22 protein-coding genes are annotated in these 25,144 nt (G+C 67.9%); 13 read left to right on the forward strand and 9 right to left on the reverse strand.

Annotated elements, in window-relative coordinates; genetic code table 11:
- Positions 1-54: 54 nt before the first annotated feature.
- The 6 genes from LWE61_RS10700 to LWE61_RS10725 all read left to right on the forward strand — a co-directional run bounded on the left by LWE61_RS10700 (position 55) and on the right by LWE61_RS10725 (position 5,587).
- A complete protein-coding gene (locus LWE61_RS10700; RefSeq protein WP_234150050.1) occupies positions 55-585 on the forward strand; it encodes a DUF1993 domain-containing protein in 531 nt (176 codons plus the stop codon).
- A gap of 126 nt (positions 586-711) precedes the next feature.
- On the forward strand, positions 712-1,356 hold the full coding sequence (locus tag LWE61_RS10705) for a phosphoribosylanthranilate isomerase (protein ID WP_234150051.1): 645 nt from the start codon (positions 712-714) through the stop codon (positions 1,354-1,356).
- Entirely contained in the window at positions 1,353-2,573 is a 1,221-nt protein-coding gene (gene trpB / locus LWE61_RS10710) for a tryptophan synthase subunit beta (RefSeq protein ID WP_234150052.1), read from the forward strand. The genes LWE61_RS10705 and trpB overlap by 4 nt, the downstream gene beginning before the upstream one ends.
- Positions 2,570-3,394, forward strand: coding sequence for a tryptophan synthase subunit alpha (trpA, locus tag LWE61_RS10715; protein ID WP_234150053.1), 825 nt, complete (start codon positions 2,570-2,572; stop codon positions 3,392-3,394). Before trpB ends, trpA begins: the two co-directional genes overlap by 4 nt.
- Positions 3,391-4,251 (forward strand): acetyl-CoA carboxylase, carboxyltransferase subunit beta, encoded by an 861-nt coding sequence (accD, locus tag LWE61_RS10720; protein WP_234150054.1) that lies wholly within the window; start codon positions 3,391-3,393, stop codon positions 4,249-4,251. The genes trpA and accD overlap by 4 nt, the downstream gene beginning before the upstream one ends.
- 22 nt (positions 4,252-4,273) lie before the next feature.
- A complete protein-coding gene (locus LWE61_RS10725) occupies positions 4,274-5,587 on the forward strand; it encodes a bifunctional folylpolyglutamate synthase/dihydrofolate synthase (protein ID WP_234150055.1) in 1,314 nt (437 codons plus the stop codon).
- A 45-nt stretch (positions 5,588-5,632) separates the two neighbouring features.
- Here LWE61_RS10725 and LWE61_RS10730 read toward each other — a convergent pair whose 3' ends face one another.
- On the reverse strand, positions 5,633-6,934 hold the full coding sequence (locus tag LWE61_RS10730; RefSeq protein ID WP_234150056.1) for an AmpG family muropeptide MFS transporter: 1,302 nt from the start codon (positions 6,932-6,934) through the stop codon (positions 5,633-5,635).
- An 87-nt stretch (positions 6,935-7,021) separates the two neighbouring features.
- Positions 7,022-7,489 (reverse strand): response regulator, encoded by a 468-nt coding sequence (locus LWE61_RS10735; RefSeq protein ID WP_234150057.1) that lies wholly within the window; start codon positions 7,487-7,489, stop codon positions 7,022-7,024.
- Positions 7,490-7,648: 159 nt separating this feature from the next.
- Between LWE61_RS10735 and LWE61_RS10740 the strand changes: the two genes are divergently transcribed.
- Complete coding sequence (locus tag LWE61_RS10740; protein ID WP_234150058.1) at positions 7,649-8,863, forward strand: pseudouridine synthase; 1,215 nt, start codon at positions 7,649-7,651, stop codon at positions 8,861-8,863.
- A 24-nt stretch (positions 8,864-8,887) separates the two neighbouring features.
- Positions 8,888-9,433 (forward strand): 16S rRNA (guanine(966)-N(2))-methyltransferase RsmD, encoded by a 546-nt coding sequence (gene rsmD / locus LWE61_RS10745; protein WP_234150059.1) that lies wholly within the window; start codon positions 8,888-8,890, stop codon positions 9,431-9,433.
- Between the two features lie 12 nt (positions 9,434-9,445).
- Here rsmD and LWE61_RS10750 read toward each other — a convergent pair whose 3' ends face one another.
- Positions 9,446-9,871: a Fe-S oxidoreductase gene (locus LWE61_RS10750; RefSeq protein WP_234150060.1), complete on the reverse strand. Its 426-nt coding sequence runs from the start codon at positions 9,869-9,871 to the stop codon at positions 9,446-9,448.
- Between the two features lie 197 nt (positions 9,872-10,068).
- On the opposite strand from LWE61_RS10750, the gene LWE61_RS10755 reads away from it, so the two are divergent.
- The 5 genes from LWE61_RS10755 (at position 10,069) to LWE61_RS10775 (ending at position 15,967) form a co-directional block, all read left to right on the forward strand.
- Entirely contained in the window at positions 10,069-12,345 is a 2,277-nt protein-coding gene (locus LWE61_RS10755; RefSeq protein WP_234150061.1) for an ATP-dependent helicase, read from the forward strand.
- A gap of 315 nt (positions 12,346-12,660) precedes the next feature.
- Positions 12,661-13,884: a bifunctional glutamate N-acetyltransferase/amino-acid acetyltransferase ArgJ gene (gene argJ / locus LWE61_RS10760; protein WP_234150062.1), complete on the forward strand. Its 1,224-nt coding sequence runs from the start codon at positions 12,661-12,663 to the stop codon at positions 13,882-13,884.
- Between the two features lie 15 nt (positions 13,885-13,899).
- Entirely contained in the window at positions 13,900-14,538 is a 639-nt protein-coding gene (locus LWE61_RS10765; protein ID WP_234150063.1) for a LysE family translocator, read from the forward strand.
- Entirely contained in the window at positions 14,535-15,338 is an 804-nt protein-coding gene (locus LWE61_RS10770) for an inositol monophosphatase family protein (protein ID WP_234150064.1), read from the forward strand. The genes LWE61_RS10765 and LWE61_RS10770 overlap by 4 nt, the downstream gene beginning before the upstream one ends.
- Before the next feature lie 17 nt (positions 15,339-15,355).
- Complete coding sequence (locus tag LWE61_RS10775; protein WP_234150065.1) at positions 15,356-15,967, forward strand: glutathione S-transferase family protein; 612 nt, start codon at positions 15,356-15,358, stop codon at positions 15,965-15,967.
- A 133-nt stretch (positions 15,968-16,100) separates the two neighbouring features.
- On the opposite strand, the gene trxA is transcribed toward LWE61_RS10775, so the two are convergent.
- The 6 genes from trxA to tsaE form a co-directional block, all read right to left on the reverse strand.
- Entirely contained in the window at positions 16,101-16,421 is a 321-nt protein-coding gene (gene trxA / locus LWE61_RS10780; protein WP_234150066.1) for a thioredoxin TrxA, read from the reverse strand.
- Between the two features lie 69 nt (positions 16,422-16,490).
- Positions 16,491-19,964 (reverse strand): double-strand break repair helicase AddA, encoded by a 3,474-nt coding sequence (addA, locus tag LWE61_RS10785; RefSeq protein ID WP_407696223.1) that lies wholly within the window; start codon positions 19,962-19,964, stop codon positions 16,491-16,493.
- Positions 19,937-22,960, reverse strand: a complete 3,024-nt coding sequence (gene addB / locus LWE61_RS10790) for a double-strand break repair protein AddB (RefSeq protein ID WP_234150068.1) — start codon at positions 22,958-22,960, stop codon at positions 19,937-19,939. The genes addA and addB overlap by 28 nt, the downstream gene beginning before the upstream one ends.
- The gene (locus tag LWE61_RS10795) at positions 22,953-23,678 is read right to left on the reverse strand and encodes a nucleotidyltransferase family protein (RefSeq protein ID WP_234150069.1); all 726 of its coding nucleotides are present in this window, start codon (positions 23,676-23,678) and stop codon (positions 22,953-22,955) included. The genes addB and LWE61_RS10795 overlap by 8 nt, the downstream gene beginning before the upstream one ends.
- Entirely contained in the window at positions 23,675-24,700 is a 1,026-nt protein-coding gene (locus tag LWE61_RS10800) for an aminoglycoside phosphotransferase family protein (RefSeq protein WP_234150070.1), read from the reverse strand. The genes LWE61_RS10795 and LWE61_RS10800 overlap by 4 nt, the downstream gene beginning before the upstream one ends.
- Positions 24,697-25,140: a tRNA (adenosine(37)-N6)-threonylcarbamoyltransferase complex ATPase subunit type 1 TsaE gene (gene tsaE / locus LWE61_RS10805; protein ID WP_234150071.1), complete on the reverse strand. Its 444-nt coding sequence runs from the start codon at positions 25,138-25,140 to the stop codon at positions 24,697-24,699. The genes LWE61_RS10800 and tsaE overlap by 4 nt, the downstream gene beginning before the upstream one ends.
- Positions 25,141-25,144: the final 4 nt, after the last annotated feature.

A 25,144-nucleotide genomic window follows, 5' to 3' on the forward strand; every position in this document is an offset into this window, starting at 1 on the left:
CCGAAACTCGACGACGAGACATGTCTCGCAACATATCATCATGGGAGATGACCTATGGCCTTTTCGCTCTATCATGCGTCTGTTCCCCAATATCTCCAGATCCTGCCCGCCGTCGTCGGCACGCTCGACAAGGCGGAAGCCTGGGCGACTGAAAACGGCCTGAGCGGCGAGGAGATACTCGGCAAGCAACTCGCCCCCGACATGTGGCCCCTCACCAACCAGTTTCGCCAGGTGGCGGGACACAGCGCCCGAGCGATTGAGGCCATATCGAGCGGCATCTTCACACCGCTGACCACACCGTCGCCACTCGACTTTGCGGAACTCCGCACGATCCTGACCGACGCGCTGGCAACGTTGCAGAACATCGACGCGGACACGCTCGACGCACAGGCGGATAAGGAGGTCGCCTTCGAAATCGGTGGCCAGGTGCGGATGCGCTTCGTCGCGTCGGATTTCATCCTGACCTTCTCACAGCCCAATTTCTTCTTCCACACCACCGCCGCCTATTCGATCCTGCGCCATCTGGGCGTGCCGATCGGCAAGCGCGACTATCTCGGCACGCCGAAAATCATTCAACCCGCCTGAAACGGCCATCGACAAGGCACGGCCCGCCGGCACTGCGCCGATGGGCCGCCGCCTTCCCTCCATTTCCCACCGTTGTCTGAGCTACAGATGATGCCATCCGGCGCGAAAATGCTCTAGACAGCCGCCATGTCCCGACTCGGTATCAAAATTTGCGGTCTCAGCACGACCGACACGCTGCACGCCGCGCTCAAGCATGGCGCCAGCCATGTCGGCCTGATGCATTTCCCCAAAAGCCCCCGCCATCTGGAACTGGAGGCCCTGCACGGGCTGGCCACGCAAATTCCCGCCCATGTCGGCCGGGTCGTGGTGATGGTCGACCCCGACGATACGCTGGTTTCCGCCATTACCGCGCCCGGCGTGGTCAGCGCCCTGCAACTGCATGGCAAGGAAAGTCCGCAGCGCGTGGCGGAGATTGCGGCGCGCACCGGCCTTGAAATCTGGAAGGTGATTTCGGTGAAGCGCGCCGATGACATCGCCAGCGCCGCCGCCTACACGGGCGCCGCCCACCGCATCCTGTTCGACGCCAAGACACCGGAAGGCTCCGCCCTGCCCGGCGGCATGGGCGTGCGCTTCGACTGGGGGTTGCTCGCGGGCTATCACGGCGCCCTGCCATGGGCGCTGTCCGGCGGCCTCGATGCCGCCAATGTCGCCGCCGCGATTGCGCAGACTGGCGTTCCGCTGGTCGATGTGTCGTCGGGCGTCGAAAGCGCGCCGGGCATCAAGGATGTGGACAAGATCGCCGCCTTCTGCAAAGCGGTGAACGCATCATGACTGCCACCACAACCCTGCCCAACAGCCTGCGCTCCCAGCCGGATGCGCGCGGCCATTTCGGTGAATTCGGCGGACGCTATGTCGCCGAAACACTGATGCCCCTCATCCTCGACCTGGAGCGTGAATATCGCGCGGCGAAACAGGACCCGGCGTTCAAGGCGGAGTTCGACGAACTGCTGCGCCAATATGTCGGCCGTCCGAACCCGCTCTATTTCGCGGAACGCCTGACCGAAAATCTGGGCGGTGCGAAAATCTATCTGAAGCGCGAGGAACTGAACCACACCGGCGCGCACAAGATCAACAATTGCATCGGCCAGATCCTGCTGGCCAAGCGGATGGGCAAGACACGCATCATCGCGGAAACAGGCGCGGGCCAGCATGGCGTGGCCACCGCCACCGTGGCGGCGCTGTTCAACATCCCCTGCACCATCTTCATGGGCGCGGTGGATGTGGAGCGTCAAAAACCGAACGTCTTCCGCATGAAACTGTTGGGGGCGGAGGTTCGCGCGGTCGAATCCGGCACCCGCACGCTCAAGGATGCGATGAACGAGGCGCTGAGAGATTGGGTCGCCAACGTCCATGACACTTTCTACATCATCGGCACGGCGGCGGGTCCGCACCCCTATCCCGAATTGGTCCGCGACTTCCAGTCGGTGATCGGCAAGGAAGCGCGCGAGCAGATTCTCGAAGCCGAGGGACGCCTGCCGGACATGCTGGTCGCCTGCGTCGGCGGCGGTTCCAACGCCATCGGCCTGTTCCACCCCTTCCTGGACGACACTGACGTGCAGATGGTCGGTGTGGAGGCGGCGGGCCATGGACTCGACGATCTGCATGCCGCGTCGCTGGCGGGCGGCTCTCCCGGCATCCTGCACGGCAATAAGACCTATTTGCTACAGGATGAGGACGGCCAGATCGCCGACGCGCACAGCATCTCGGCAGGCCTCGATTATCCCGGCATCGGGCCGGAGCATAGCTGGCTGCACAGCATCGGCCGTGTCCGCTACGAACCCGTGACGGATGACGAGGCGCTGGCCGCCTTCCAGAAGCTGTGCAAGCTGGAGGGCATCATCCCCGCCCTCGAATCCAGCCACGCGCTCGCCGTGCTGGAACGCATCGCGCCCGCGCTGGGCAAGGACAAGATCATCGTCGTCAGCCTGTCCGGCCGGGGCGACAAGGACATATTCTCCGTCGCGCAGGCACTGGGGGTGGAACTGTGAGCCGTCCCGGAACCCGTATCGCCGCCGCTTTCGCCCGGTGCCGCGCGGAGGGCCGCGCCGCCCTCGTCACCTTTGTCACCGGGGGCGATCCGACCCCTGCCGATACCGGCGCGATCCTGGACGCGCTGGTCGAGGGCGGGGCCGATGTCATCGAACTGGGCATGCCCTTCACCGATCCCATGGCGGACGGCAAGGCGATCCAGCTCGCCAATATCCGCAGTCTTGGCTCGGGCACGAAGACGCCGGACCTGTTCGCCATCGCCACCGCCTTTCGCGCGCGCCATCCCGCCACGCCGCTGGTGCTGATGGGCTATGCCAACCCCATGGTCCGGCGCGGGCCGCAATGGTTCGCCGATGCCTGCACGGCAGCGGGTGTGGACGGCGTGATCTGCGTCGACCTGCCGCCCGAAGAGGATGCGGAACTCGGCCCCGTGCTGCGCGCGGCGGGCATCGACATCATCTCGCTGGCCACCCCCACCACGGATGCGGCGCGCCTGCCCGCCGTGCTGGATCATGCCAGCGGCTTTCTTTACTATGTGTCCGTCGCGGGCATCACCGGCCAGCAACAGGCCGCCGTCGATGACATCGCCGCCGCCGTCGCGCGCCTGAAAGCCGGGACCGACCTGCCCGTCGCCGTCGGCTTTGGCGTCCGCACGCCGGAACAGGCCGCCGCCATCGCCACCCATGCCGATGGCGTGGTGGTCGGCAGCGCCATCGTGGACATCATTGGCGAGCATGGCGCAAACGCCGCGCCGCTCGTCCGGGATAAGGTCGCCAGCCTGCGCGCTGCGATCGACAAAAGTATAAAGGCAGTCGCATGAGCTGGATCACGCGGGTACGCAACGCCCTCCCCTTCATCGCCCCCAAGTCGGAGGTGCCGGAAAATCTCTGGCACAAATGCCCCAGCTGCACGCAGATGGTCTTTGGCCGCGAGTGGGAGGATAATCTCTCCGTCTGCCCGAAATGCGGTCATCATGGTCGCATCGGCCCGCGCGAACGCTTCGCCCAGATTTTCGACGAAGGCAGCTTTCGCACGCTGGCGACGCCGACCGTGCGCGAAGACCCTCTGAAATTCCGCGACTCCAAGAAATACACCGACCGTATCAAGGCGGCGCGCACCTCCACCAGCGAACGGGACGCGCTCATCAACGCGGCGGGTACGATCGAGGGTCATAAGGCCGTCGTCGGCGTGCAGGATTTCGCTTTCATGGGCGGTTCCATGGGCCTGGCGGTCGGCGCGGCCTTCGTGCAGGGCGCGGACGAGGCGTTGCAGCGCAACTGCCCCTATATCATCTTCACCGCCGCCGGCGGCGCGCGTATGCAGGAGGGTATTCTCTCCCTGATGCAGATGCCCCGTTCGACCGTCGCGATCCAGCGGCTGCGCGCGGCGGGCCTGCCCTATATCGTCGTGCTGACCGACCCGACCACGGGCGGCGTCACCGCCAGCTACGCCATGCTGGGCGACATCCAGATCAGCGAGCCGAACGCCCTGATCGGCTTTGCGGGTCAGCGCGTGATCGAGAATACGATCCGCGAGAAACTGCCCGAAGGATTCCAGCGCGCCGAATATCTGCTCGCCCATGGCATGATCGACATGGTGGTGGAACGCGGCAATCTGCGCTCCACCCTCGCGCAGGTCATCGGCTATCTGGCGCCGCAGGCGTCGACCGCCGCCTGACGCCGCCGCCCGGCAACCCCTCTTGGCCGATTTCGCCCTCTCCTCCGACCGCGCGGTTCAGGACCAGCTCGACCGGCTGACCGCGCTGTCGCCGGGCGCGGACATATTGGGGCTGGAGCGGATCACGCGGTTGCTGGAGCGGCTGGGCAATCCCCATCACCGCCTTCCGCCGGTGTTCCATGTCGCGGGCACCAACGGCAAGGGTTCGACCTGCGCCTTCCTGCGCGCCGCGCTGGAGGCGGACGGCTATAAGGTCCACGTCTATACCTCCCCCCACCTCGTCCGCTTCAACGAGCGGATCAGGATCGCCGGGCAACTGATCGACGACGCCACGCTGGCGGAGGGGCTGAGCGACATCCTCGATCAGGCGGAGGATCTGGGCGCCAGCTTCTTCGAGATCACCACCGCGCTGGCGTTCCGCCTGTTCGCGGACACGCCCGCCGACGCCTGCGTGATAGAGGTCGGGCTGGGCGGACGGCTCGACGCGACCAATGTGCTCACCGCCCCCGCCGCCTGCGGTGTCGCGCAACTGGGGCTGGACCATCAGGCTTTTCTGGGCGACCATCTGACCGACATCGCGCGGGAAAAGGCCTCGATCGCCAAACCGGGCGCGCCGATCCTGACCCAGCGGTATCCGGTCGCGATCGCCCGCATCGTCGCCGCCGAAGCCCAGGCGCGCGGCGCCATCCCCCATGCTCAGGGTGAAAGCTGGGACGTCGCCGCCTATCAGGGCAAGGTGCATTATCGCGATGCCGCCGGGCGGCTGGACCTCCCCACGCCGGTGCTGGCCGGGCTGCACCAACTCTCCAACATGGGCCTTGCCATCGCCATGCTGCGCCACCAGAGCGCGCTGCCCATATCCGACGCCGCGCTCAAGGCCGCGCCGCACTGGGCGCAATGGCCCGCCCGGCTTCAGCGGCTGGAGCATGGCCCCCTGCTCGCGGCCTTCGACCCCGAACGGCCGGTGTGGCTGGACGGCGGGCATAATCCGGCGGCGGGCACCGCGCTCGCCAGCCATTTCGACAAGGCTCTGGCCCCCGGCGAGCGGATGACCCTTGTGGTCGGCATGCTGGCGAACAAGGATGTGGCCGGTTTCCTCGAACCGCTGTGGAGCCGGATCGCAGAACTGCACAGCCTGCCGGTGCAGGGCCATGCCCATCATGACGGGACCGTCTTTGCGGAACTCGCCGCCAGTCATGGCGTGCCGCACTACAACCATGCGACGCTGGCGGACGCCATCGCCGCCGTCGCCGCGCAGGACAGGCCCCTGCTGATTACCGGCACCCTCTACCTCGCGGGGGAAGTGCTCGACGCCAATGGGCAGGCCCCCGTCTGAACTTTTGGAGTCAGGCGGCACCGATTCCCACGGAACCGACAGCCCCTATTCCTCGACCCCCGCACTTCCCACACTCGCCTCGATCAGGCCCGCACGCATCATCCACCAGAAGAGCAAGATGCCCGGCAGCGCCAGCAATGTGGTCAGCAGATAGAAATCCACATAGCCCAGCCCCTCGATCAGCGCGCCCGCCGTGGTGCCGGTGATGAACCGGCCCAATATCGCCGCCCCCGCCGACAGCAGCGCAAACTGCGTGGCCGTGAAGCGCAGGTCGCACAGGGCGGAGAGATAGGCGACCACCGTCACGCCGCCGATACCGCTTGCGAAATTCTCGAACCCGATGGTGAAGGCCAGCATGGGCATGGAATGGCCCGTCGCGGCCAGCCCGGCAAAGCTGAGGTTCGACACCGCCATCAGGATCAGGCTGACCAGCACCGACCGCTGCATCCCCAGCCGCGCGTAGAGGATGCCGCCCACGAATATCCCGACCAGCAGCGCGAAAAAGCCGACCCACACGTCGCCCGCCAATATCTCCGGCTTGGTGAAGCCCAATGTCACCAGCAGGTCGCGAATCATCAGGTTCGCGATGGTGTCCCCGATCTTGTGGATCAGCACGAAGAGCAGGACGAGAAACGCCCCTTGCCGCTGGAAAAAATCCTTGAGCGGAGCGATCACCGCGCCCAGTGCCTCCCCGAAACCGCGCGTCGGCGGCGGGACATGGTGGCGTTCCGGTTCACCCGCGAACAGCGAGGCGACAGGACCGGCAAAGGCAAAGGGCATGCAGGCGATATAGCCCAGCGTCCAACTCGACACATTGGCGACCGCCAGCGCGATCGACGCCGCGAAGAAAGCGCCCAATCGCCAGCCATATTGCGACATGCCCGACCCGATGCCCAGTTGCTCCGGCTTCAGCAGTTCGATGCGATAGGCGTCGATCACAATGTCGAAGGTCGCGCCCGCAAAGCCCAGCAGCAGCGCGCCGATCACCACGCTGCGCATGTCCGCCGCCGGATCGGCGAGGCCCAGCACCATCACCGCCAGCGCCGTCGCCACACCGCACACCCACAGCCAGGACCGCCGCTGCCCCAGCATGTCCGCCAGCACCGGCAACCGCGCCCGGTCGATCACCGGCGCCCATATCCATTTGAAGCTATAGACCAGCAACGCCAGCGCAAAGGCGGAGATCGACTTCTTCTCGATGCCCGCATCCGCCAGCCGGTTGGTCAGCGTCGCGGCCAGCAGCGCAAAAGGAAAGCCCGACGATATGCCGAGGCACAGGGCCGTCAGCGGCGCGCGCTGCATATAGGGGCGCACGCCATCCAGCCAACTCTGCCCTGTTTCGCTCATATGGCCGCTTGCCCCCTGTCGCCCGTTATCTGTCATCTGTCGCTTGCCGGAGGGACTGTAGCGGCTTTGCCGCCGCTGCCAAGGCTCTCAGGGATCGGATCGCGCGGGGAAGAGGGTCATCGCGTCCGGCACATGGCGCGGGGCCTTACCCGCCAGCACCGTGTCCACCACCCTGATGGCGCGCACCAGATCGCGCGGGGCATAGGGTTTGGCCAGCCAGCCGACCGCCCATTGGCCCGCCCGCAACGGGCAGGCCGCAGTCGAGAACAGCACTGCGACCTCCCGTTCGACGGCGTAGCGCGCGACGTCGATGCCGTCATGGTCGCCGGGCAGGCGGATGTCCGCAATGACCAGGTCGATCCCGCGGTCCGCCATCGCCGCCACCGCATGGTCATATCGGTCCACCGTCCCCGCCACCCGATAGCCCGCCTGCGCGAGGGCATATTCATTGTCGAAGGCCATCAGCGGCTCATCCTCGACGATCAGGACGGTGCGCGTCGGGGCGCGCGTGGATCGGGTACGGGACGGTCGTGCAAGATGTGAGAACAGCCCCATAATTTCCCAACAGCCCTCGCTCGATTTGCTTTCGGATTCGGAACCCCCTATCGGGCTGCAAGTTGCATGGCGGCCTTGCGCTACGGGTAAATGACATATTGTCCCGCCGGCACCGCCCGGACATTCGCACACCCACTTTCGACGCTTGAGGATATGCCGATGGCCCCGCCTGCAAAACCGCCCTCCTCCCGCCGCCCCGCTTCCGGGTCGGGCGGCCGTTCCGGCTCTGGCTCCGGCCCCCGTGCGGGCGCGGGCGGCGGTGGCCAGCGTCCGCCCCGTGGCGACGCCCCCCGATCCACGCGCGACGACCGGCCCTCCGATGGCCGACGCACCGCGAGCGCCGACCGTCCCGCGCGCGGAGAACGCCCTGCCCGTGGCGAGCGCGCGCCCACCGGCGAACGGGGCGTTCCCGCCCAACGGTCCGCACCCGGCCAACGCACCACCACCGATCAGCGCGCGGCTACAGGTCCGGGCCGGTCCGCTGCGACGGGCAATGCCGGAACGGGCAGGCCCCGCAGCGACGCACCCCGCGGCGCGCCCCGTGCCGCGCCATCGGGCGGCAAGCCCCCGCGCAAGATCGTCTATGCCAACCGCCCGCGTTCGGCGACCCCCGCTGCGCCCACGCCCCGCGCCGCCGACCGGCCGGAGGGCGACCGCATCGCCAAGCTGCTGGCCCGCGCCGGCGTCGCCTCCCGCCGGGAGATAGAACGAATGATCGAGGATGGCCGCATCGCGCTGGACGGCGTGGTGCTGGACACGCCCGCCACCATCCTCACCTCGCTGCAAGGCGTGACGGTCGACGGCAACCCCGTGCAAAAGGCGGAGGCCGCCCGCCTCTTCATGTTCCACAAACCACCCGGCTGCCTGACGGCGGAGCGCGATGCAAAGGGTCGCCCGACCATCTACGACCGTATGCCGGAGGGGCTTCCCCGCCTCGTCCCCGTGGGCAGGCTGGACTATAATACGGAGGGGTTGCTGCTCCTCACCAACGACGGCGGCCTCAAACGGCAACTCGAACTGCCCGCCACCGGGGTCGAGCGCACCTATCGCGCCCGCGCCTTTGGCGAAATCAGTCAGGAACAGCTCGAAGACCTCATAATGGGGATAGAGATAGACGGCGTGCGCTATGGCCGGATCGAGGCCAATCTGGAACGGCGCACCGGCCGCAACACCTGGATCGAGATGACCCTGACGGAGGGCAAGAACCGCGAAGTGCGCCGCGTCCTCGAACATTTCGGGCTGGAGGTCAGCCGCCTTATCCGCACCCGCTACGGTCCCTTCGTGCTGGGCGACAGCGCAATGGGAGAGGTGGCGGAGGTCGGCACGGAAGACCTCAACATCTTCCTGAAAACCCTGAAGCAAGAAGCCAGATAAGCAACGCGAAATGAGAATCGGCCAATGAGAATCATCTCCGGCAAATGGCGCGGGCGTCCGCTCGTCGCCCCCAAGGGGCTGGAAACCCGCCCCACCGCCGACCGCACGCGCGAGACCTTGTTCTCCATGCTCTACAGCCGCCTCGGTACATTCGAGGGGCTGACCGTGGCGGACCTGTTCGCCGGATCGGGCGCGCTGGGCCTCGAAGCCCTGTCGCGCGGGGCGGAGCATTGCCTGTTCGTGGATCAGGAAGCGACCGCCATCGACGCGATCAACGCCAACATCCGCACGCTGGGCGCGACGAGGGCGGAGACGGAAGTCCGCCGCGCCAGTGTCCTGTCGCTGGGCCACACGCCAAAGCCGTTCGACCTCGTCCTCCTCGACCCGCCCTATGCCACCGGCGCGGGCAATGTGGCGCTGGACAAGCTCAGTCGCCTCGGCCTGATCGGGCCTGGCAGTTGGACCAGCGTCGAAACCGGCCGCGCCGAAACGGTGGACGCCGCCGGTTTCGAGATTGACGCGGAACGGATCGTCGGCAAGGCGAAGCTCACCTTGCTCCGCCGCACCTGATCCCCCGCGCCTTTACCGCTTGCGCGCCTTGCCCGCTTCGCTGCGGTTCACGCAGCTATCGGTGATGGTCTTGGTGCACACAGGATAGTCCTTCGGCGCGGCGGGCGGCGCGGTCAGGTTACCGCCCACCACCACCGGATTGGCCGCTGAACCAACGGGCGCCGTCGGATTGGGCGGGACCGAAGGGTCGGCGGGCGTCATCGCCCCTGCGGAGGGCGGCACCGCACCGTCCGGCGCGCCGCCATTGGGGCCAGCACCGGGGCCACCATGGGAGTCATCTGCGGGCGGCTGGCTGAGCGGCGGCTGGCCGACGGGTTGCGTGCTGGCGGGCGGCTGGCTCACGGGCGGTTGCGGCGCGGGCGGCGCATCCTGCGCCATGCCCGGCGCGGTGGCCAGTCCGGCCATCAGCAATGCCGTTGCGATCATCCGGCTGTTCATGGGGTCATCCTCTTTTCTGTTTCACCCGCATCGCTGACCCCCGGCACCCCATGTTTGTTCCGGGATGGGGACGATCCGCCGACGAACCGGGGCTTTCGCGCCACCAGTCGTCCCCACGGCACGGCAATGTCTGCCTACAGCCCCCCCCCCCGCATCGGGACTTGCCCGAAGCGTCTCTGTTCCCTACTTGTTCGTGCATGTCCCTCCCTGTCTCCCATGCACCCGAACCCGCCTATCTCAACGGCCTGAATCTGCCCCAGCGTGAGGCGGTGCTGACCACCGACGGTCCCGTTCTGGTGCTGGCGGGCGCGGGCACGGGCAAGACGGCGGCGCTCACCGCGCGGCTGGCGCATCTGGTCGGCACGCGCCGCGCATGGCCGTCGGAGATTCTCTGCGTCACCTTCACCAACAAGGCCGCGCGCGAAATGCGCGATCGCGTCGGGCGGATGATCGGCGACGCGGTGGAGGGCATGCCGTGGCTCGGTACCTTCCACTCCGTTGCGGCTAAGATGCTGCGCCGCCATGCCGAACTGGTCGGCCTGCAAAGCAATTTCACCATCCTCGACACCGACGACCAGTTGCGCCTGCTCAAGCAGTTGATCGCCGCCTCCGACCTGGACGAGAAACGCTGGACCGCCCGCGCCCTCGCCGGACTGATCGACCGCTGGAAGAATCGCGGATGGACACCGAAGGACATTGACGCGGGCGAGGCGGAAGCCTTTGCCAACGGGCGCGGCGCGGAACTTTATGCCGCCTATCAGGCGCGTCTCATCGCCCTCAACGCCTGCGATTTCGGTGATCTGCTCCTCCATGTCCTGACCCTGTTCCGCACGGATCATGAAGTGCTGCGCCACTATCAGCAGCGGTTCAAATATATCATGGTGGACGAATATCAGGACACTAACAGCAGCCAGTATCTGTGGCTTCGCCTGCTCGCACAGGAACGGCGCAACATCTGCTGCGTCGGCGACGACGACCAGTCTATCTATAGCTGGCGCGGGGCAGAGGTCGCCAACATCCTGCGGTTCGAGCGGGATTTTCCCGGCGCGGCGATCATCCGGCTGGAACAGAATTACCGCTCCACCTCCCATATCCTCGCCGCCGCATCGGGCGTGATCGCGGAGAATGGCGGGCGGCTGGGCAAGACGCTCTGGACGGAGGCTGGCGAGGGCGAGAAGGTGCGCGTGCTGGGCATCTGGGACGGGCCGGAAGAGGCCCGTACCGTCAGCGACGAGATTGAGACCGGTCGCCGCGCCGGCACACCCTATAACGACATGGCCATCCTCGTCCGCGCCCAGTTCCAGACCCGCGAGCTGGAGGACCGCTTCATCCACATCGGCCTTCCCTATCGCATCATCGGCGGCTTCCGCTTCTACGAACGCGCCGAAATCCGCGACGCCCTCGCCTATCTGCGCCTCGTCCACCAGCCGTCGGACGATCTCGCCTTCGAACGTATCGTCAACGTGCCCAAGCGCGGTCTGGGCGACAAGGCGGTGGAGAAGCTGCACCGCCTCGCCCGCGCAGAGGGCATACCGCTGGCGCTGGCCGCCGCGCGCATTCTCGACAGCGACGAACTGACCCCGCAGGCCCGCCGCGCGCTCGGCGGCTTCATCGGCAATCTCGCCCGCTGGCGCGACCTGTCCGCCGCCATGCCCCATGCGGAACTGGCCCGGCAGATCCTCGACGAAAGCGGCTATACCGCCGCGCTTCAGGCCGAAAAGACGGCGGAGGCCAGCGGACGGCTGGAAAATCTCACCGAACTCGCCCGCGCGATGGAGGATTATGAGACGCTCGGTGCCTTTCTGGAGCATGTCAGCCTCGTCATGGACAATGACGCGCTGGCCAGCGACGAGAAGGTCACGATCATGACCATCCACGCCGCCAAGGGGCTGGAGTTCGACACCGTCTTCCTCGTCGGGTGGGAGGAAGGCGTCTTCCCCTCGCAACGCTCGCTGGACGAAGGCGGCAACGCCAGCCTGGAGGAGGAACGCCGCCTCGCCTATGTCGCCATCACCCGCGCCCGGCGGCGCTGCACCATCCTCCATGCCGCCAACCGGCGCATCTATGGCCAATGGACCAGCAGCATCCCGTCGCGTTTCGTGAACGAGCTTCCGGCGGAGCATATCGAGAGCGAGAGCAGCATGTCCGGCGGGGCCAGCCTGTGGCGGGCCAACTGGTCGGAGACAGGCGACCCCTTCGCCCATGTCGCGCGCGGCGAGGGGCGCGGTCCCGGCTGGCAGCGCGCCGCCTCCGGCGGGCAGTTCGTGCGCGAACCCAAACGCATCGTGGAGGTCCGGCAAAGCGCGGTGAGTCTGGGCAACAAGGGGCGCGACGACCTGTCGCTGGGCCAGCGCGTCTTCCACCAGAAATTCGGCTATGGTGACATCGCCGTCATCGAAGGCAACAAGCTGGAGATTGATTTCGAACAGGCCGGGCGCAAGCGGGTGCTGGACAGTTTCATCAGCATCGCCTGAAACGCCAATATTGTCCGCCCCACTCTGGTCAGACCCATTTGTATCTTTTTATTGAGCGCATACGATCAGCGACTTACATGTTTTTCCCGTTTTCGTCGCACGGTTTGTAAAATCTTAAGTCGTTCCACCCTAGGAATATCCCGCGACCCGAGGGTGCTGTATCCACAGTATCCATACTGACCCGGCAGTTTCCACTGCCGGGTCTTTTTTGTGTGCGCCCCTGATTTTTCCGGTCATTCTTTTTTTGCGGATGCGGTGCAATCGCGCACTCACCGATTTGTCTGGCCTGTAAATTGCGTTATGCGCGATCCTATCATGACCGACATTTCTCCCCTCGCCCTGCCCTTCCCCGCCATGCCCGCTATCGCCGGCGCACAGCCCCGCATCGCGCGGGCGCAGTATAAGACGTGGGACCGTTGCGACCTGACCTTCATCACGCTCGACGAGGGCACGACGGTCGCGGGCGTCACGACGCAGAGCCGCTGCCCTTCGCCGGAAGTGGAATGGTGCCGCGCCGCCCTGCCGCAGGGACAGGCGCGGGCGCTGGTCGTCAATGCCGGCAATTCGAACGCCTTCACCGGCCACCGGGGTCGCGCCGCCGTGGAGGCAATGGCGCGCCAGACCGCCGCCCATCTTGGCTGTCCGCAGGATCAGGTCTTCCTCTCTTCCACCGGCGTCATCGGCGTCCCCCTGCCCATCGACAAGGCGGAGGCCGGGCTTACCGCCGCCTTCACCGCCGCGCCGTGCAGTTGGGAGGAGGCCGCCGCCACCATCATGACCACCGACACCTTTGCCAAGGGTGCTGTCGCGACCGCCGTGGTGGATGGCCGGACCGTCACCCTCATCGGCATCGTCAAGGGTTCGGGCATGATCGCGCCCGACATGGCCACCATGCTCGGCTATGTCTTCACCGACGCCGCCGTGGCCGCGCCCTTCCTGCAACAGGCGCTGTCCGACGCCAATCGCCGGACCTTCTCCTGCATCACCGTGGACAGCGACACGTCCACCTCCGACACCGTGCTGGCCTTCGCCACCGGCAAGGCGGGCAATGCACCCATCGTCACGACGGACAGCGACGGCGCGGACGCCTTCGCCGCCGCACTCCATCAGGTCTGCCGCGACCTCTCCCACCTCGTGGTGCGCGATGGCGAGGGGGCGAGCAAGTTCATCGAGGTCCATGTGACCGGCGCGGACAGCGACGACAGCGCGCACCGCATCGCCCTGTCCATCGCCAATTCGCCGCTGGTGAAAACCGCCATCGCGGGCGAGGACGCCAATTGGGGCCGCGTCGTCATGGCGGTGGGCAAAGCGGGCGAACCGGCGGAGCGCGACCTGCTCTCCATCCGCTTTGGTGAGACAATTGTCGCACAGGGCGGGCTGGCCGTCGCGGACTATGACGAAACCCCGGTTACCCGCCATTTGCAGGGCAAGGAGATCAGCGTCGGCGCCGACCTCGGCCTCGGCTCCGGGCGGGCTACGGTGTGGACCTGCGACCTGACCCATGGTTATATCTCGATCAACGCGGATTATCGCAGCTAGGGGAGTCCTGCGGGGATGACGAGCGATACCCTCCACCTGCTCCTGCTCTATGCCTTTACCGACCTGATCGCCTGCCTCACGCCGGGTCCGGCGGTGCTGACCGTGGCCAGCCATGCGCTTGCCGGGTCGCGGCGCGGGGCGGCGGGCGCGATCACCGGGATCAACGCGGGCAACCTTATCTGGTTCGTGCTGGCGGGCGCGGGCCTCTCCGCCGTCGTCATGGCCCTGCCGAACCTGTTCGCCGCGCTGCGCTGGATCGGCATCGGCTATCTGATCTGGATCGGCGTGCAGGCATGGCGCCAGTCGGACGAGAAGCTCGCCCTGAAGGCCGCCCCCGAAAAGGCGGGCTTTCGGCGCGGGCTGCTGTCGGCGGCGGCGGTGCAACTGTCCAATCCCAAGGCGCTGCTGTTCTTCACCGTCATCCTGCCGCCCTTCATCAGCCCGACCCAGCCCATCGTGCCGCAGATCGCGGCCCTCGCCCTGATCGCCGTGACGATCGAGGCGGCGGTGCTGGTCGTCTATGCGACACTGGCGTGGCGGCTGGGGCGCTATACGGCGAACCGCGCCACCAATCGCCTCGTCAACCGCACCAGCGGCACCCTCCTCATCGTCGCGGCGCTCGGCATAGCGGCCACCGGAAAGGTAAAGCCATGACACTGCTGTCCCCGACACAGCTCGACGCCGTCGACCGGCTGCTCCGCGACGTCGCGCGCGACATCGTGATGCCCCGGTTCCAGAATCTGGCGGATCATGAGGTGGTTGAGAAGGCGGTGGACGATCTCGTCACCATTGCCGACCGGGAAAGCGAGGAACGTCTGGCCGAGGCGCTGCTCGACATCCTGCCGCAATCGACGGTGGTAGGGGAGGAAGCCTGCGCCGCCAACCCGTCCGTGCAGGACCGGATCGGCGACGGCGCGGTCTGGATCATCGACCCCATCGACGGCACGGGCAATTTCGCGGCGGGCCGTGCGCCCTTCGGCCTGATGGTGGCGCTGGCCGTCGAGGGGGAGGTCCGTGCCGGCTGGATGTTCGACCCGCTGGGCGACCGCATGTCCCATGCCCGGCTGGGCGAGGGCGCGTTCATCGACGGCGCGCGGGTCCAGTCGCGCGGCAGCGGCGCGGCGGCGCCCGTCGCGGGCATCTCCCTCCTCTTCATGGACCAGGACAAGCGCAAGCGCACTTTGGAACGGGCCGGCGACAGGTTGACCATGGTCGACATTCCCCGCTGCGCCGCGGAGCAATATCCGCGTGTGGTGCTGGGCCAGAACGACCTTGCCCTGTTCGAGCGGACCCTGCCATGGGACCATGCGCCCGGCGTCCTGTTCCTGACGGAAGCGGGCGGCACCGCCCTGCGCGCCGACGGATCGCCCTATCGCGTCACCGACCGGCGCACCGGCCTGCTCGCCGCCGCCACGCCCGCACTGTGGGACATGGGCGCGCGCATCCTGTTCTGAACGGAGACTGATCGCCCATGCTGACCATCTGGGGTCGCCTCAACAGCCATAATGTGAAGAAGGTCGTCTGGCTCGCGGAGGAACTGGGCCTGCCCTTCGTCCGCCATGACGTCGGCGGGTCGTTCGGCATGGATGCGGCCTATTGCGCGCGCAATCCCAACGCGCTCATCCCCACCATCGACGATGGCGATCTGACCCTGTGGGAATCCAACGCCATATTGCGCTATCTTGCGGCACGGCATGGCGGGGCCGACTGGTGGCCCGCCGATCCGGCGGTGCGCGCGCAGGGTGACAAATGGATGGACTGGCAGTTCGGGCTTGCCGATGCGCAGCGCGACGCCTTTCTGCATCTGGTCCGCAAATCCGCCAGCGACCGCGACCCGGCAAAGATCGCCGAGAGCGCCCGCAACACCGCCACCCTCATGACCATTGCGGACGACTGCCTGTCGCGACAGCCATGGCTGTCGGGCGCGGCGCTGGGCATCGGGGACATCCCCGTCGGCGCCTATGCCCACACGTTCTTCACGCTGGACATGGAGCGGCCCGAACTGCCGCACCTGCGCGCATGGTATGAACGCCTGACCCGGCGGGAGGCCTATGCCCGGATCGTCATGATCCCCCTCACCTGACGGCGCGCGCCCTGACCGGCCTCGTGCTCAGCCGATACCGCGCCCCAAAACGCACCATGCCCCCGATCCATAGGGACCGGAGGCATGGCATCACATCCTGTCCCGGCTCCTGAGAACCGGGTGGAACCTCTGCTTAAAGTTCGCCTTCCAGCCAACCCTTGAGCTGACTCTTGGGTGCAGCGCCCACCTTGGTCGCGGCAGGCTCACCATTCTTGAACAGGATCATCGTCGGGATGCCGCGCACGCCATATTTGGCGGGGGCGTCAGGATGTTCGTCGATGTTCAGCTTGGCGATCGTGACCTTGCCTTCCAGTTCATCGCTGATTTCTTCGAGAGCGGGGCCGATCATCTTGCACGGACCGCACCATTCCGCCCAGAAATCGACCAGCACCGGCGTCTCCGATGCAAGTACGTCGTCGTGGAAGCTGGTATCACTGATCGCCTTCGTTCCCATCGGGAAATTCCTTATTCCATTGTGAAAATCAACTTAGGGGGCAGCTCCGCCTATCTCAATGCCCCACCGTCACAAAATGTCCTTCGCCTCCTCCAAGCCCGGCTTCAGCGTCGCAAGAAGCAAGGGGTCGAGCAGGATGAAGCGCGGCCCCGTGGTGTAGAGCAGCGCCGCCTCGATCCGCCGTCCCGGAAAGATCACCTCCAGAGCGGCGGCATAGGCCGCCATCTGCCGCACATGCCCCGGCGGCACGGCGTTCGCATCGGCGGGCACCCGCATGCCCGTCTTGAAATCGACCAGCAGCACCCTGTCCTTCTCGACCAGCAACCGGTCGATGGTGCCCGCGATGACGACCCCGTTCACCGTCGCCGCGACCGGGGCCTCCGCCAGCGCCCGCCCCCCGAACAGGTCGGCAAAGGCCGGATCGTCTATCACCGCCGACACCTGATCGATCATCATCGCCCGTTCGGCGGGGTCGGGGAAACCGCCCTGCCGCTCCAGCCAGCGATCCGCCACCGCGCGCCGTTGCAGGGGCAGTACGGCGGGCAGCCGCTCGAACAGGGCATGGAGCGCCGTACCCCGCTTCACCGCCTGCAATTGCCCCTGCGTCGGCGGCGCATAGGGCAGCACGTCCTCCACCTGCGCGGACGGGGCCAGCGGACGCGGCGGACGCGCCTCAGCCGGGGCCGCGCGGTGCAGCCAGTCGGGAAGCTCCACCGGCTCCACGGGCGCGTGCAGGATTGTCTCCGCGGCCAGGGCGGGCTTGTCCGCGCGCCGCCCGGTCCACAACCGCCGCTCGCCCCAGTGGCGGCAGGGTTCCGGCTGCGCGCCAAGTCCCTCCAGCGACCGTTCGATGCGCGCGTGCCAGCTACTCTCCGGCGCCACGCCCTTGGCGCGCGGCGACAGCGCACCGCCGACCGCCAATATCTCCTCCGCCCGCGTCATCGCGACATAGAGGAGGCGCCAATGCTCCTGCATCTCCCGCACCGTCCACGCCTCGACCGACTCCCCGACCGTGCCGAAACGCTCGGCCTTGCGCGGCATGATGATCGGCAGTTCGGGACCGAACTCCTCCTCCCGCCAGTTCACCGCCAGGTCGCGCTGCTGCTGTTCCGGCTTGAAGGTCGCATCGGCCAGGATGACGATGGGGGCCTGCAATCCCTTGGCGCCATGCACGGTCAGCACGCGCACCGCGTCGCCGCCCTCACCCAGGTCGCGCTTGATCTCACCCTCGCCCCGGTCGAACCAGTCGATGAAATGCTGGAGCGAGGGATTCTCGTCCTTCTCGAACGCCATGGCGGCGTTGAGCAGTTCGTCGATGGCGTCGCCCGCCTCCCGCCCCATCCGCGCCAGCAAGGCATGGCGGCCCCGCATCGGCCCGGACAGGATACGCTCCAGAAACGCATAGGGCGTCACGAAATCCGCCGCCGCCAGCAGCGCGCGCAGCGGGGCCAGCGCCTCCTCCGACTGGTGCGCGCGCAGATGCTCCCACAATCCGACCTTCTCCGGCCGGATCGCCCCCTGCATCAGCCGCTCCTGATCCCAGCCGATCAACGGCGAGACGAGCAGGTTGGCGAGGTTGAGGTCGTCGTTCGGCTGCACCGCAAAGCGCAGCGCCGCCAGCAAATCCCGCACCGCCAGCGGCGCCTGCAACCGCAACCGGTCGATGCCCGCGACGGCCACGCTTTCCTCGAACAGGCGCGCGACGATCAGCCGGGCGAGGTCCGACCGGCTGCGCACCAATATCATCACGTCGCCCGGCGTCGCGGGCCGCCCCTGCGACTCCAGCATCAGGCCGCCGTTCATCCACGCCTTGATCTGCTTCGCGATGGCGGTGGCATGGGCGCGGACATGGTCGCCGAACCATTCCTCCTCCCCGCCGATGTCGGAATCGACGGGCTGGTCGCCCTCGCCCTCTGCCATCAGGCCGCCGGTCGGCTTCCACACCAGCACCTGCCCCGGAAAGCGCCGCGCGCTCAGATGCGCGGGCGGCGGCTCGGCCAGCCCGATGGCGTCGGGGCCAAGGTCGGCCAGCACCGCGTCCACCGCCTCCAGCACCGGCGGCGTGGATCGGAAACTCTCCGACAGCGGCAGCACGGAAAACGCATGATCCGCGATCAGCGCACGAGCGAGGAAACCGTCCTTCGCCATGCGGAACGCATCCGGGCTGGTGCCCTGAAAGCCGAATATCGCCTGCTTGTCGTCGCCCACCACGAACAGGGTGCGCGGCTTCTCCCCCGGCTCCAGCCCGCCCTGTTCGGACGGGGCGAAATATTCCTCCACCAGCGCATCCACGATCCGCCACTGGTCGCGGTTGGTGTCCTGCGCCTCGTCCACCAAAATATGGTCGATGCCCTGATCCAGCTTGTAGCGGATCCATTCCGCCATCTGCCCTTCGCGCAGCAGGCCGATGGTCCAGGCGATCAGGTCGTTGAAATCCACCGCCCCCTTGCGCCGCTTCGCATCGGCATAGGCACGGGCAAAGGCGCGCCCGGCATGGAGGCCCTGCGCCACGATCCCGGCATAGGCGACGCGCACGCGCAAACCGTCGATCTCCTCGCACGCCTCCGCCACGCGGATGGCATAGCCTTCATAGGCGGGATCGCTGGCGGCGATCTTCTTGGGCACTGCCTTGGGCTTGCCTTCCTTGGTCAGCACCACGGACCGGATGGAACCGATGGACGCGGCACGCGCGGCAGGGCTGGCGGCCAGCCATGCGGCAATCGCATCGGCATTGTTTAGCCCCGTCGCCGTCCCCCATGCCGCGTTCGCAGAGGCCAGATAACGCAGCGATTCGCAGTCGAACTGCTCGTCAGTACAGGCTTCCTCGATGATCGCGTCCACATCGCCATCCGGCAGGCCGAAACGCTTCAGGATATGCCCCGCCACATCCTCGTCCAGCCCGTCCAGTGCCTCCACCGCCTGCGCGCAACGCATCAGATAGCGTTCGGCGTCACCCTCCCCCAGCCGCAGCGACAGCGCGGCCAGCGCGTCGAGCAGCGCATCGTCCGCCACCTCTTCCGCGCGCAGGATCAGGTCGACCAGCGTGGACCGCGCCAGTTCCGCCTGACCCCGGTCGTCCAGCGGCCGGAACCCCGGCACCAGCCCCGCCTCCAGCGGAAAGGCGCCCAGCAACGTCTGGCAGAAGCTATGGATCGTCTGGATGCGCAGGCCCCCGCCCGTCGCCTCCAGCACACCCGCGAACAGCAGCCGCGCAGCCTCCCGCGCCTCCGGCCCGGATGGCTCGCCCAGCGCCTCCAGGTCGTTGAACAGCGCCACATCGTCCATCCGCACCCACGCGGCCAGCCGCTCATGGACGCGGTTCGCCATCTCCGCCGCGCCCGCCTTGGTAAAGGTCAGGCAGAGGATGCGTTCGGGCGGCACGTCGTTCAGCAACAGGCGAAACACGCGGGCGGTCAGCACATGGGTCTTGCCCGTGCCCGCCGACGCGCTCAGCCACACATGCGCTGCGGGCGCGGAGGCCGCAGCCTGTTCCGCGCGCAATGGTTTCAGGCCGCTCATGCGCCGCTCCCCCGGCCGAACCATTCGTCGAGCCGCATCAGATGGTCATAATCGGTGAAGACCGGCGCATCCGGGTGCGGGCGCGCGGCAAAAGGGGCCATGCCGGTCAGATAGGTTTGCGCCACCTCGATGAACTGGCTGGCGACCAGATCGACGAACTGATCCGTCGGGATGCGCCCGCGCGTGCCATTGGGGTCGACGGGGCTGGCGACCTTGCCGAAACCGCCATCGGTGTTGCGACCCAGCGACCAATATTCAAAGCCGCTCGCCCGCGCATCCTTCTCCACCTTCTTGAAGCCCCCTTCGCGCGCCAGCAGGCCCAGCAGGCCGAGTTGCAGCGAATAGCCCGCCTTGACCTGCGCCGCGCTGGGCGCCTTGCCCGTCTTGTAATCCACCACGATGATGGAGCCATCGGGCGCCCGGTCCACCCGGTCCGCCTTGCCATACAGCTTCACGCCCGCGATGCTCGCCTCGCCCCATTCCTCGCCAAAGAGGATGGCGCGGCCTTCGTCACGCTGGGCCGCGACCGTCTGCGCAATCCACTCGATGGCCAGCATCAGGCGCGGCTGCCACAGGATACGCATCACCGGATGCTGGGTCGCGCTGGCCAGCAGGTCGCGCGCCCGCTGCATCAGCGCGGCGGGACGGGCGTCATCCTCCTTCAGCCATTGCTCCAGCACATCATGCACCGCCGTGCCGCGCCACGCCGCGCTGGGATCGGCGTCCACCACGTCCAGCGGCGACAGGCGCAGGATGCGCCGGGCGTAGAAGCCATAGGGGTCCGCCTTCAGCCGGTCCACGTCGGTCACGGCAATGTCCAGCGGACGCGCGCCCTGCGGCGGGCAGGGTTCGGGCGTCGCGACCGGTGTGACGGCGGCGGGCGCGTCGATGGCGCGGGCCAGCGCGAGGGATCGCCGCTCCTCCTCCCACTTCGGTCCCGCCAGCGCGCGCAGCCGCAACCAGAAGCGGGACGCCACCGTCGGCGCGCTCGCATCGCGCAGCGCCCGGCTGATAATCACCTCCGGCGCGCCCAGCCCGTTGGCCAGGTCATGCCCGGACAGGCCGATCCGCCGCTCCAACCCCGGCAGGCCCAGCGCATAGCGCACGCGCGGAGCCAGCCACGGGTCGGGCGACGGCAATGCGGGCCACACCCCCTCGTTCAGCCCGGCCAATATCATCAGGTCCGACTGTTGCAACCGCGCCTCGATCAGGCCCAGTATCGCGATGCGCGGATGCCCGCCCTGCGGTGGCCGCACGGATTCGCCCGCCAGCAATTGCCCCAGCAGCGCGACGAACTCCTGCCCGTCGCAACGCGGCGGCCCATCCGGCGCGGCCGCCTCTATCGCAGCGATCAGGTCGGACGCGCTGCGCCCCTGATAGCCCGCCCAAATCTGCTCGCCACTCAGGCTCCCCGCCGCCTCGCGCACGCAGGCGATCAACGCCGACAGCGCATGGTCGCCGCCGAAACTTTCCTCCAGCGGGGTCAGCAGCGCCGCCACCTCCGCCCACCACGGCCCCAGCCGCCGCGCCAGATCGCGCTGGCGCGCTGGCGGATCGGCCAGCCGCGCGCCGATCCCCGCCAGCCCCGGCCCCGGTCGCGGCCCGCGCAGCATCAGGTCGAGCAGGCGGACATTGTCCAGCCACGCCAGCCGCTCGTCCCCCGCCCGCACCAGCGGATGTTTCAGCAGCGCCAGCAGCGGCACCGGCGAAAACCGTTCGGCGGCGGCCGACGCGATGGCGGTCAGGAGCATACCCGACGGCAATTGCGCCAGCGGACGCCCGGCACTGTCGTCGGCGGCGATGCCCCAGCGGCGCAGATGGGCGGACACGCGGGTGGCGAGGTCGCGGTCGGGCGTCACCAGCGCGGCGGTCTTCTCCGGCGTCTCCAGCACCTCACGCAAGGCGATGGCGATCGCCTGCGCCTCCTCCGCCGGGTTGACCGCCTCCAGCGCGGTGACGCCCTTCAGCACCCGCTCGCTGTCCGGCACCGTCCGCCACACGCCGGTCAGCCGCGCGGGCAGCATCGCGTTGGTGATCGCCTTGCCCCGCGCCGCCCGCGCATCATGCGCGCTGCCCCATCGCCACAGCGCGACCTCGTCCCGATGCACGCCCATCCGGTCGAGCAGCAGTTTCAGCGCGAATTGCGGATGGCTCTCGGCGGCGCGTTCGCGCGGGCCGCCCCCCTGAACCGACTGTCCCGCCTGCACCGGCTCCAGCGGCGCGATGGCGTCCCATTGTTCCTCGGTCAGGTTGAGGTCGAGGTCGGGAAACACCACCTGCCCGCTCGGCAATTGCGACACCACGCGCAGCAGCGCGGCAATGGCGGGCGCGCTTGTCGTGATGCCCGCCGCGATCAGATAGCCGGGCGGCGGCGCGATGCGCCAGCGCCGGGCCAGCGCATCGAACAGCCGGTTGCGCCGGTCCGCGCTGTCGATGCAGCCACGGGCCGCCAATTCGCGCGGCCATGCCTCCAGCAACAGGTTCAGCGTCGCGAGCGCGGTCTGCCAATGCCCCTGCAACGCCTCCGCGACCGGCAGACTCGCGACGTCATGCGGCGTCTTGCGCTCCACCAGCAACTGATCGAGCGTGGTGCCCAGCGCCAGCCCCAGCCGCATCGCCTCGCCGGTGTCCACCGGCTTGCCCTCCGCCGCGCGCGCAGTCTGCACCAGCCGGGCGAGGATCATCGTGCGCCGCATCGGATCGATGGCGGGCGGAATCTCCGCCCCCTCCGCCCCAAAATTCTCCTCCATCGCGTCGAGCGCCAGCCCGACCCGCTCGGACAGGTCCGCATCGCCGATGGGCACCAGCCGGGGCAGCAGCAGACCGCCGCCCGACGCACGGACGAAGGCGTCGCGCACCGCCCGCACAGCGCGATTGTTGGGCAGCAGGATCAGGCCCTGCGCGATGGCGTCGGGTCGCCCCGCCTTGCCATGGCTCGCCAGCACCCCCGCGACCAGCGCGTCGGCAAAGGCCCGGTGCGCCGGTATGGTGAAGATGGCGGGACGCCCGGCATCAGCCACCGGCGATCACCGCCTCCGTTACCGGGATCGCCTCCGGGGTTCCGACATCGAACCACAGGCCGGGATGGGCGAGGCCATAGGCGCGACCCGCCGCAATCGCCCGGTCCCAGAAAATATTGGTGGAAAACACCTCGCCCGGCGGATCGACCAGCAGGCGCGGCGAGAGGATCTGCACCCCCGTATAGACGAAGGGCGCGACCCGCCCCGGCGTGCGCCGCGACAACAGGCCGTTGGCGTCCATATGGAAATCGCCCGGCCCGCCATGGCAATGGGCGCGCGCATGGCTGACCAGCAGCAGCAGCGCATCCATCCGCTCATCGTCCCAGCGGTCGGCCAGCAGGCGGATGCTGTCCATCGGCCCGTCCACCCAGATATTGTCGCTGTTCGCGCACAGGAACGGCCGCTGGCCCAGCAGCGGCGCGGCCTTGATGAGGCCCCCGCCCGTCTCCAGCAACAAGGCCCGCTCGTCCGATGTCACATAGTCGGCACCGGTCTTCTCCGCACGGGCGGCCAGATGCGCCTCCACCGTATCCGCCAGATAATGGACGTTGACGACGGTGCGCCGGATGCCCGCCGCCTCGATCCGGTCCAGCGCATGGTCGATCAGCGGCTGGCCCGCCACCTTGACCAGCGGCTTGGGCCGGGTCGCGGTCAGCGGGCGCATCCGCTTGCCCAGCCCCGCCGCCATCAGCATGGCGGTGTCCAGCGTCGTGCTCATGCGCCCGTCCCCTCCGACGCCTCATGCGCCAGCGCGTGATGGCGGCGGTCGGCGGGGATATGGGCGTCGAACCATGCCTTCACCGGGGCCAGCGCGGGATGGGCCAGGTCACGCTCCAGCAAACCCCACATGCGCGGCAGGAGGGAGAGGTAGCGCGGCTTGCCGTCCCGCTTCCACAGCCGGGTGAAGATGCCGATAATCTTGGCGTTACGCTGCGCGCCCAGTATCGCATAGGCCGCGTCGAAATCCGCCGAGACGGGAGCGGATGCGCGATAGCGGGCCAGCATCGCATGCTCCAGCGCCGGGTCCACGTCGCGCCGCGCATCCTGCAACAGCGATACGAGGTCATAGGCCGGATGCCCCGCCAGCGCGTCCTGAAAGTCCAGCAGGCCAAGGCCGAAGGTCCGATCCCCGCCGGCACCGCCACCCTCACCGGCATCCGGCAGGATCATGATATTCTCGGCATGATAATCGCGCAGGACCGTGACCGGCGGGGTCGCATCCGCCTCCACCAGGGGCAGCACCGCATCCCACGCCGCCGCATAGCCGGCCTCATCCGCGTCCAGCCCGATGGCCGGGCAATACCATTCGGTCAGCAGCGCCGCCTCGCGCTGATACACCGCCCGGTCATAGGCGGGCACGTCGGCGGCGGGCAGGCGGTGCAGCGCGGCCAGCAGGTCGATGGCGCGGGCATAAATGCCCTCCTCCGCCGCCGGATCGACCTCCACCCGCTCGCGCACCAGCGCGTCGCCGAAATCCTCCAGCAGCAACAGGCCCTGCTCCACGTCCCGGCCCCAAATGGCGGGCGCGGCAAAGCCATGGCCGCACAGCCACTCGGCTACCGCGATAAAGGGCAGAACATCCTCCTGCGGCGGCGGTGCATCCATCAGCACCGCCCGGCGCGCACCGTCCAGCACGCGGAAATAGCGGCGGAAGGACGCATCCCCCGCCAGCGGCTCGATCCGCGCGCCGCCCCAGCCACAGCTTTCCAGAAAGGCGGGGGCGGAGGCGGGTGGTATCATTGAAACGGCCATCTTTTCCCCCAAGCGTCCGGCACCGTCACTGTCAAGACGCGCGCGCCATCATCCCCCACCGTAATATCGACGGCCAGCGCATGGGCCAGCATCGCCGCACCCAGCCGCGCGGGCCATTCGACCACCAGCGCGCCATCGTGCAGCCACTCGTCCAGCCCCAGCTCCGCGACCTCCGCATCATCCTCCAGCCGATAGAGATCGACATGGGCGAGCGGCAGGCGGACCGCAGGGGGTTCATAGGGCTGAACGATGGCAAAGCTGGGACTCGGCACCTCGCCCGCATGGCCCAGCCCGCGCAGCAGGCCGCGCGCCAGCGTCGTCTTGCCCGCGCCCAGATCGCCGGTCAGCGCCACGATGTCGCCCGCGCGCAACCGCTCGCCCAGCGTCAGGCCAAACGCCTCCATCGCCTCCGCGCTGCTCAACCGCATGTTG

The organism is Sphingobium sufflavum (assembly GCF_021403115.1).
Classification (GTDB): domain Bacteria; phylum Pseudomonadota; class Alphaproteobacteria; order Sphingomonadales; family Sphingomonadaceae; genus Sphingobium; species Sphingobium sufflavum.

Bases quoted from the DNA above. Each gene is read 5' to 3' on its own strand.
- LWE61_RS10700 (WP_234150050.1), top strand. From the start codon at position 55: ATGGCCTTTTCGCTCTATCATGCGTCTGTTCCCCAATATCTCCAGATC.
- LWE61_RS10705 (WP_234150051.1), top strand. From the start codon at position 712: ATGTCCCGACTCGGTATCAAAATTTGCGGTCTCAGCACGACCGACACG.
- trpB (WP_234150052.1), top strand. From the start codon at position 1,353: ATGACTGCCACCACAACCCTGCCCAACAGCCTGCGCTCCCAGCCGGAT.
- accD (WP_234150054.1), top strand. From the start codon at position 3,391: ATGAGCTGGATCACGCGGGTACGCAACGCCCTCCCCTTCATCGCCCCC.
- LWE61_RS10730 (WP_234150056.1), bottom strand. From the start codon at position 6,934: ATGAGCGAAACAGGGCAGAGTTGGCTGGATGGCGTGCGCCCCTATATG.
- LWE61_RS10735 (WP_234150057.1), bottom strand. From the start codon at position 7,489: ATGGGGCTGTTCTCACATCTTGCACGACCGTCCCGTACCCGATCCACG.
- LWE61_RS10740 (WP_234150058.1), top strand. From the start codon at position 7,649: ATGGCCCCGCCTGCAAAACCGCCCTCCTCCCGCCGCCCCGCTTCCGGG.
- rsmD (WP_234150059.1), top strand. From the start codon at position 8,888: ATGAGAATCATCTCCGGCAAATGGCGCGGGCGTCCGCTCGTCGCCCCC.
- LWE61_RS10750 (WP_234150060.1), bottom strand. From the start codon at position 9,871: ATGAACAGCCGGATGATCGCAACGGCATTGCTGATGGCCGGACTGGCC.
- LWE61_RS10755 (WP_234150061.1), top strand. From the start codon at position 10,069: ATGTCCCTCCCTGTCTCCCATGCACCCGAACCCGCCTATCTCAACGGC.
- argJ (WP_234150062.1), top strand. From the start codon at position 12,661: ATGACCGACATTTCTCCCCTCGCCCTGCCCTTCCCCGCCATGCCCGCT.
- LWE61_RS10765 (WP_234150063.1), top strand. From the start codon at position 13,900: ATGACGAGCGATACCCTCCACCTGCTCCTGCTCTATGCCTTTACCGAC.
- LWE61_RS10770 (WP_234150064.1), top strand. From the start codon at position 14,535: ATGACACTGCTGTCCCCGACACAGCTCGACGCCGTCGACCGGCTGCTC.
- LWE61_RS10775 (WP_234150065.1), top strand. From the start codon at position 15,356: ATGCTGACCATCTGGGGTCGCCTCAACAGCCATAATGTGAAGAAGGTC.
- trxA (WP_234150066.1), bottom strand. From the start codon at position 16,421: ATGGGAACGAAGGCGATCAGTGATACCAGCTTCCACGACGACGTACTT.
- addA (WP_407696223.1), bottom strand. From the start codon at position 19,964: ATGGTTCGGCCGGGGGAGCGGCGCATGAGCGGCCTGAAACCATTGCGC.
- LWE61_RS10795 (WP_234150069.1), bottom strand. From the start codon at position 23,678: ATGAGCACGACGCTGGACACCGCCATGCTGATGGCGGCGGGGCTGGGC.
- LWE61_RS10800 (WP_234150070.1), bottom strand. From the start codon at position 24,700: ATGATACCACCCGCCTCCGCCCCCGCCTTTCTGGAAAGCTGTGGCTGG.
- tsaE (WP_234150071.1), bottom strand. From the start codon at position 25,140: ATGCGGTTGAGCAGCGCGGAGGCGATGGAGGCGTTTGGCCTGACGCTG.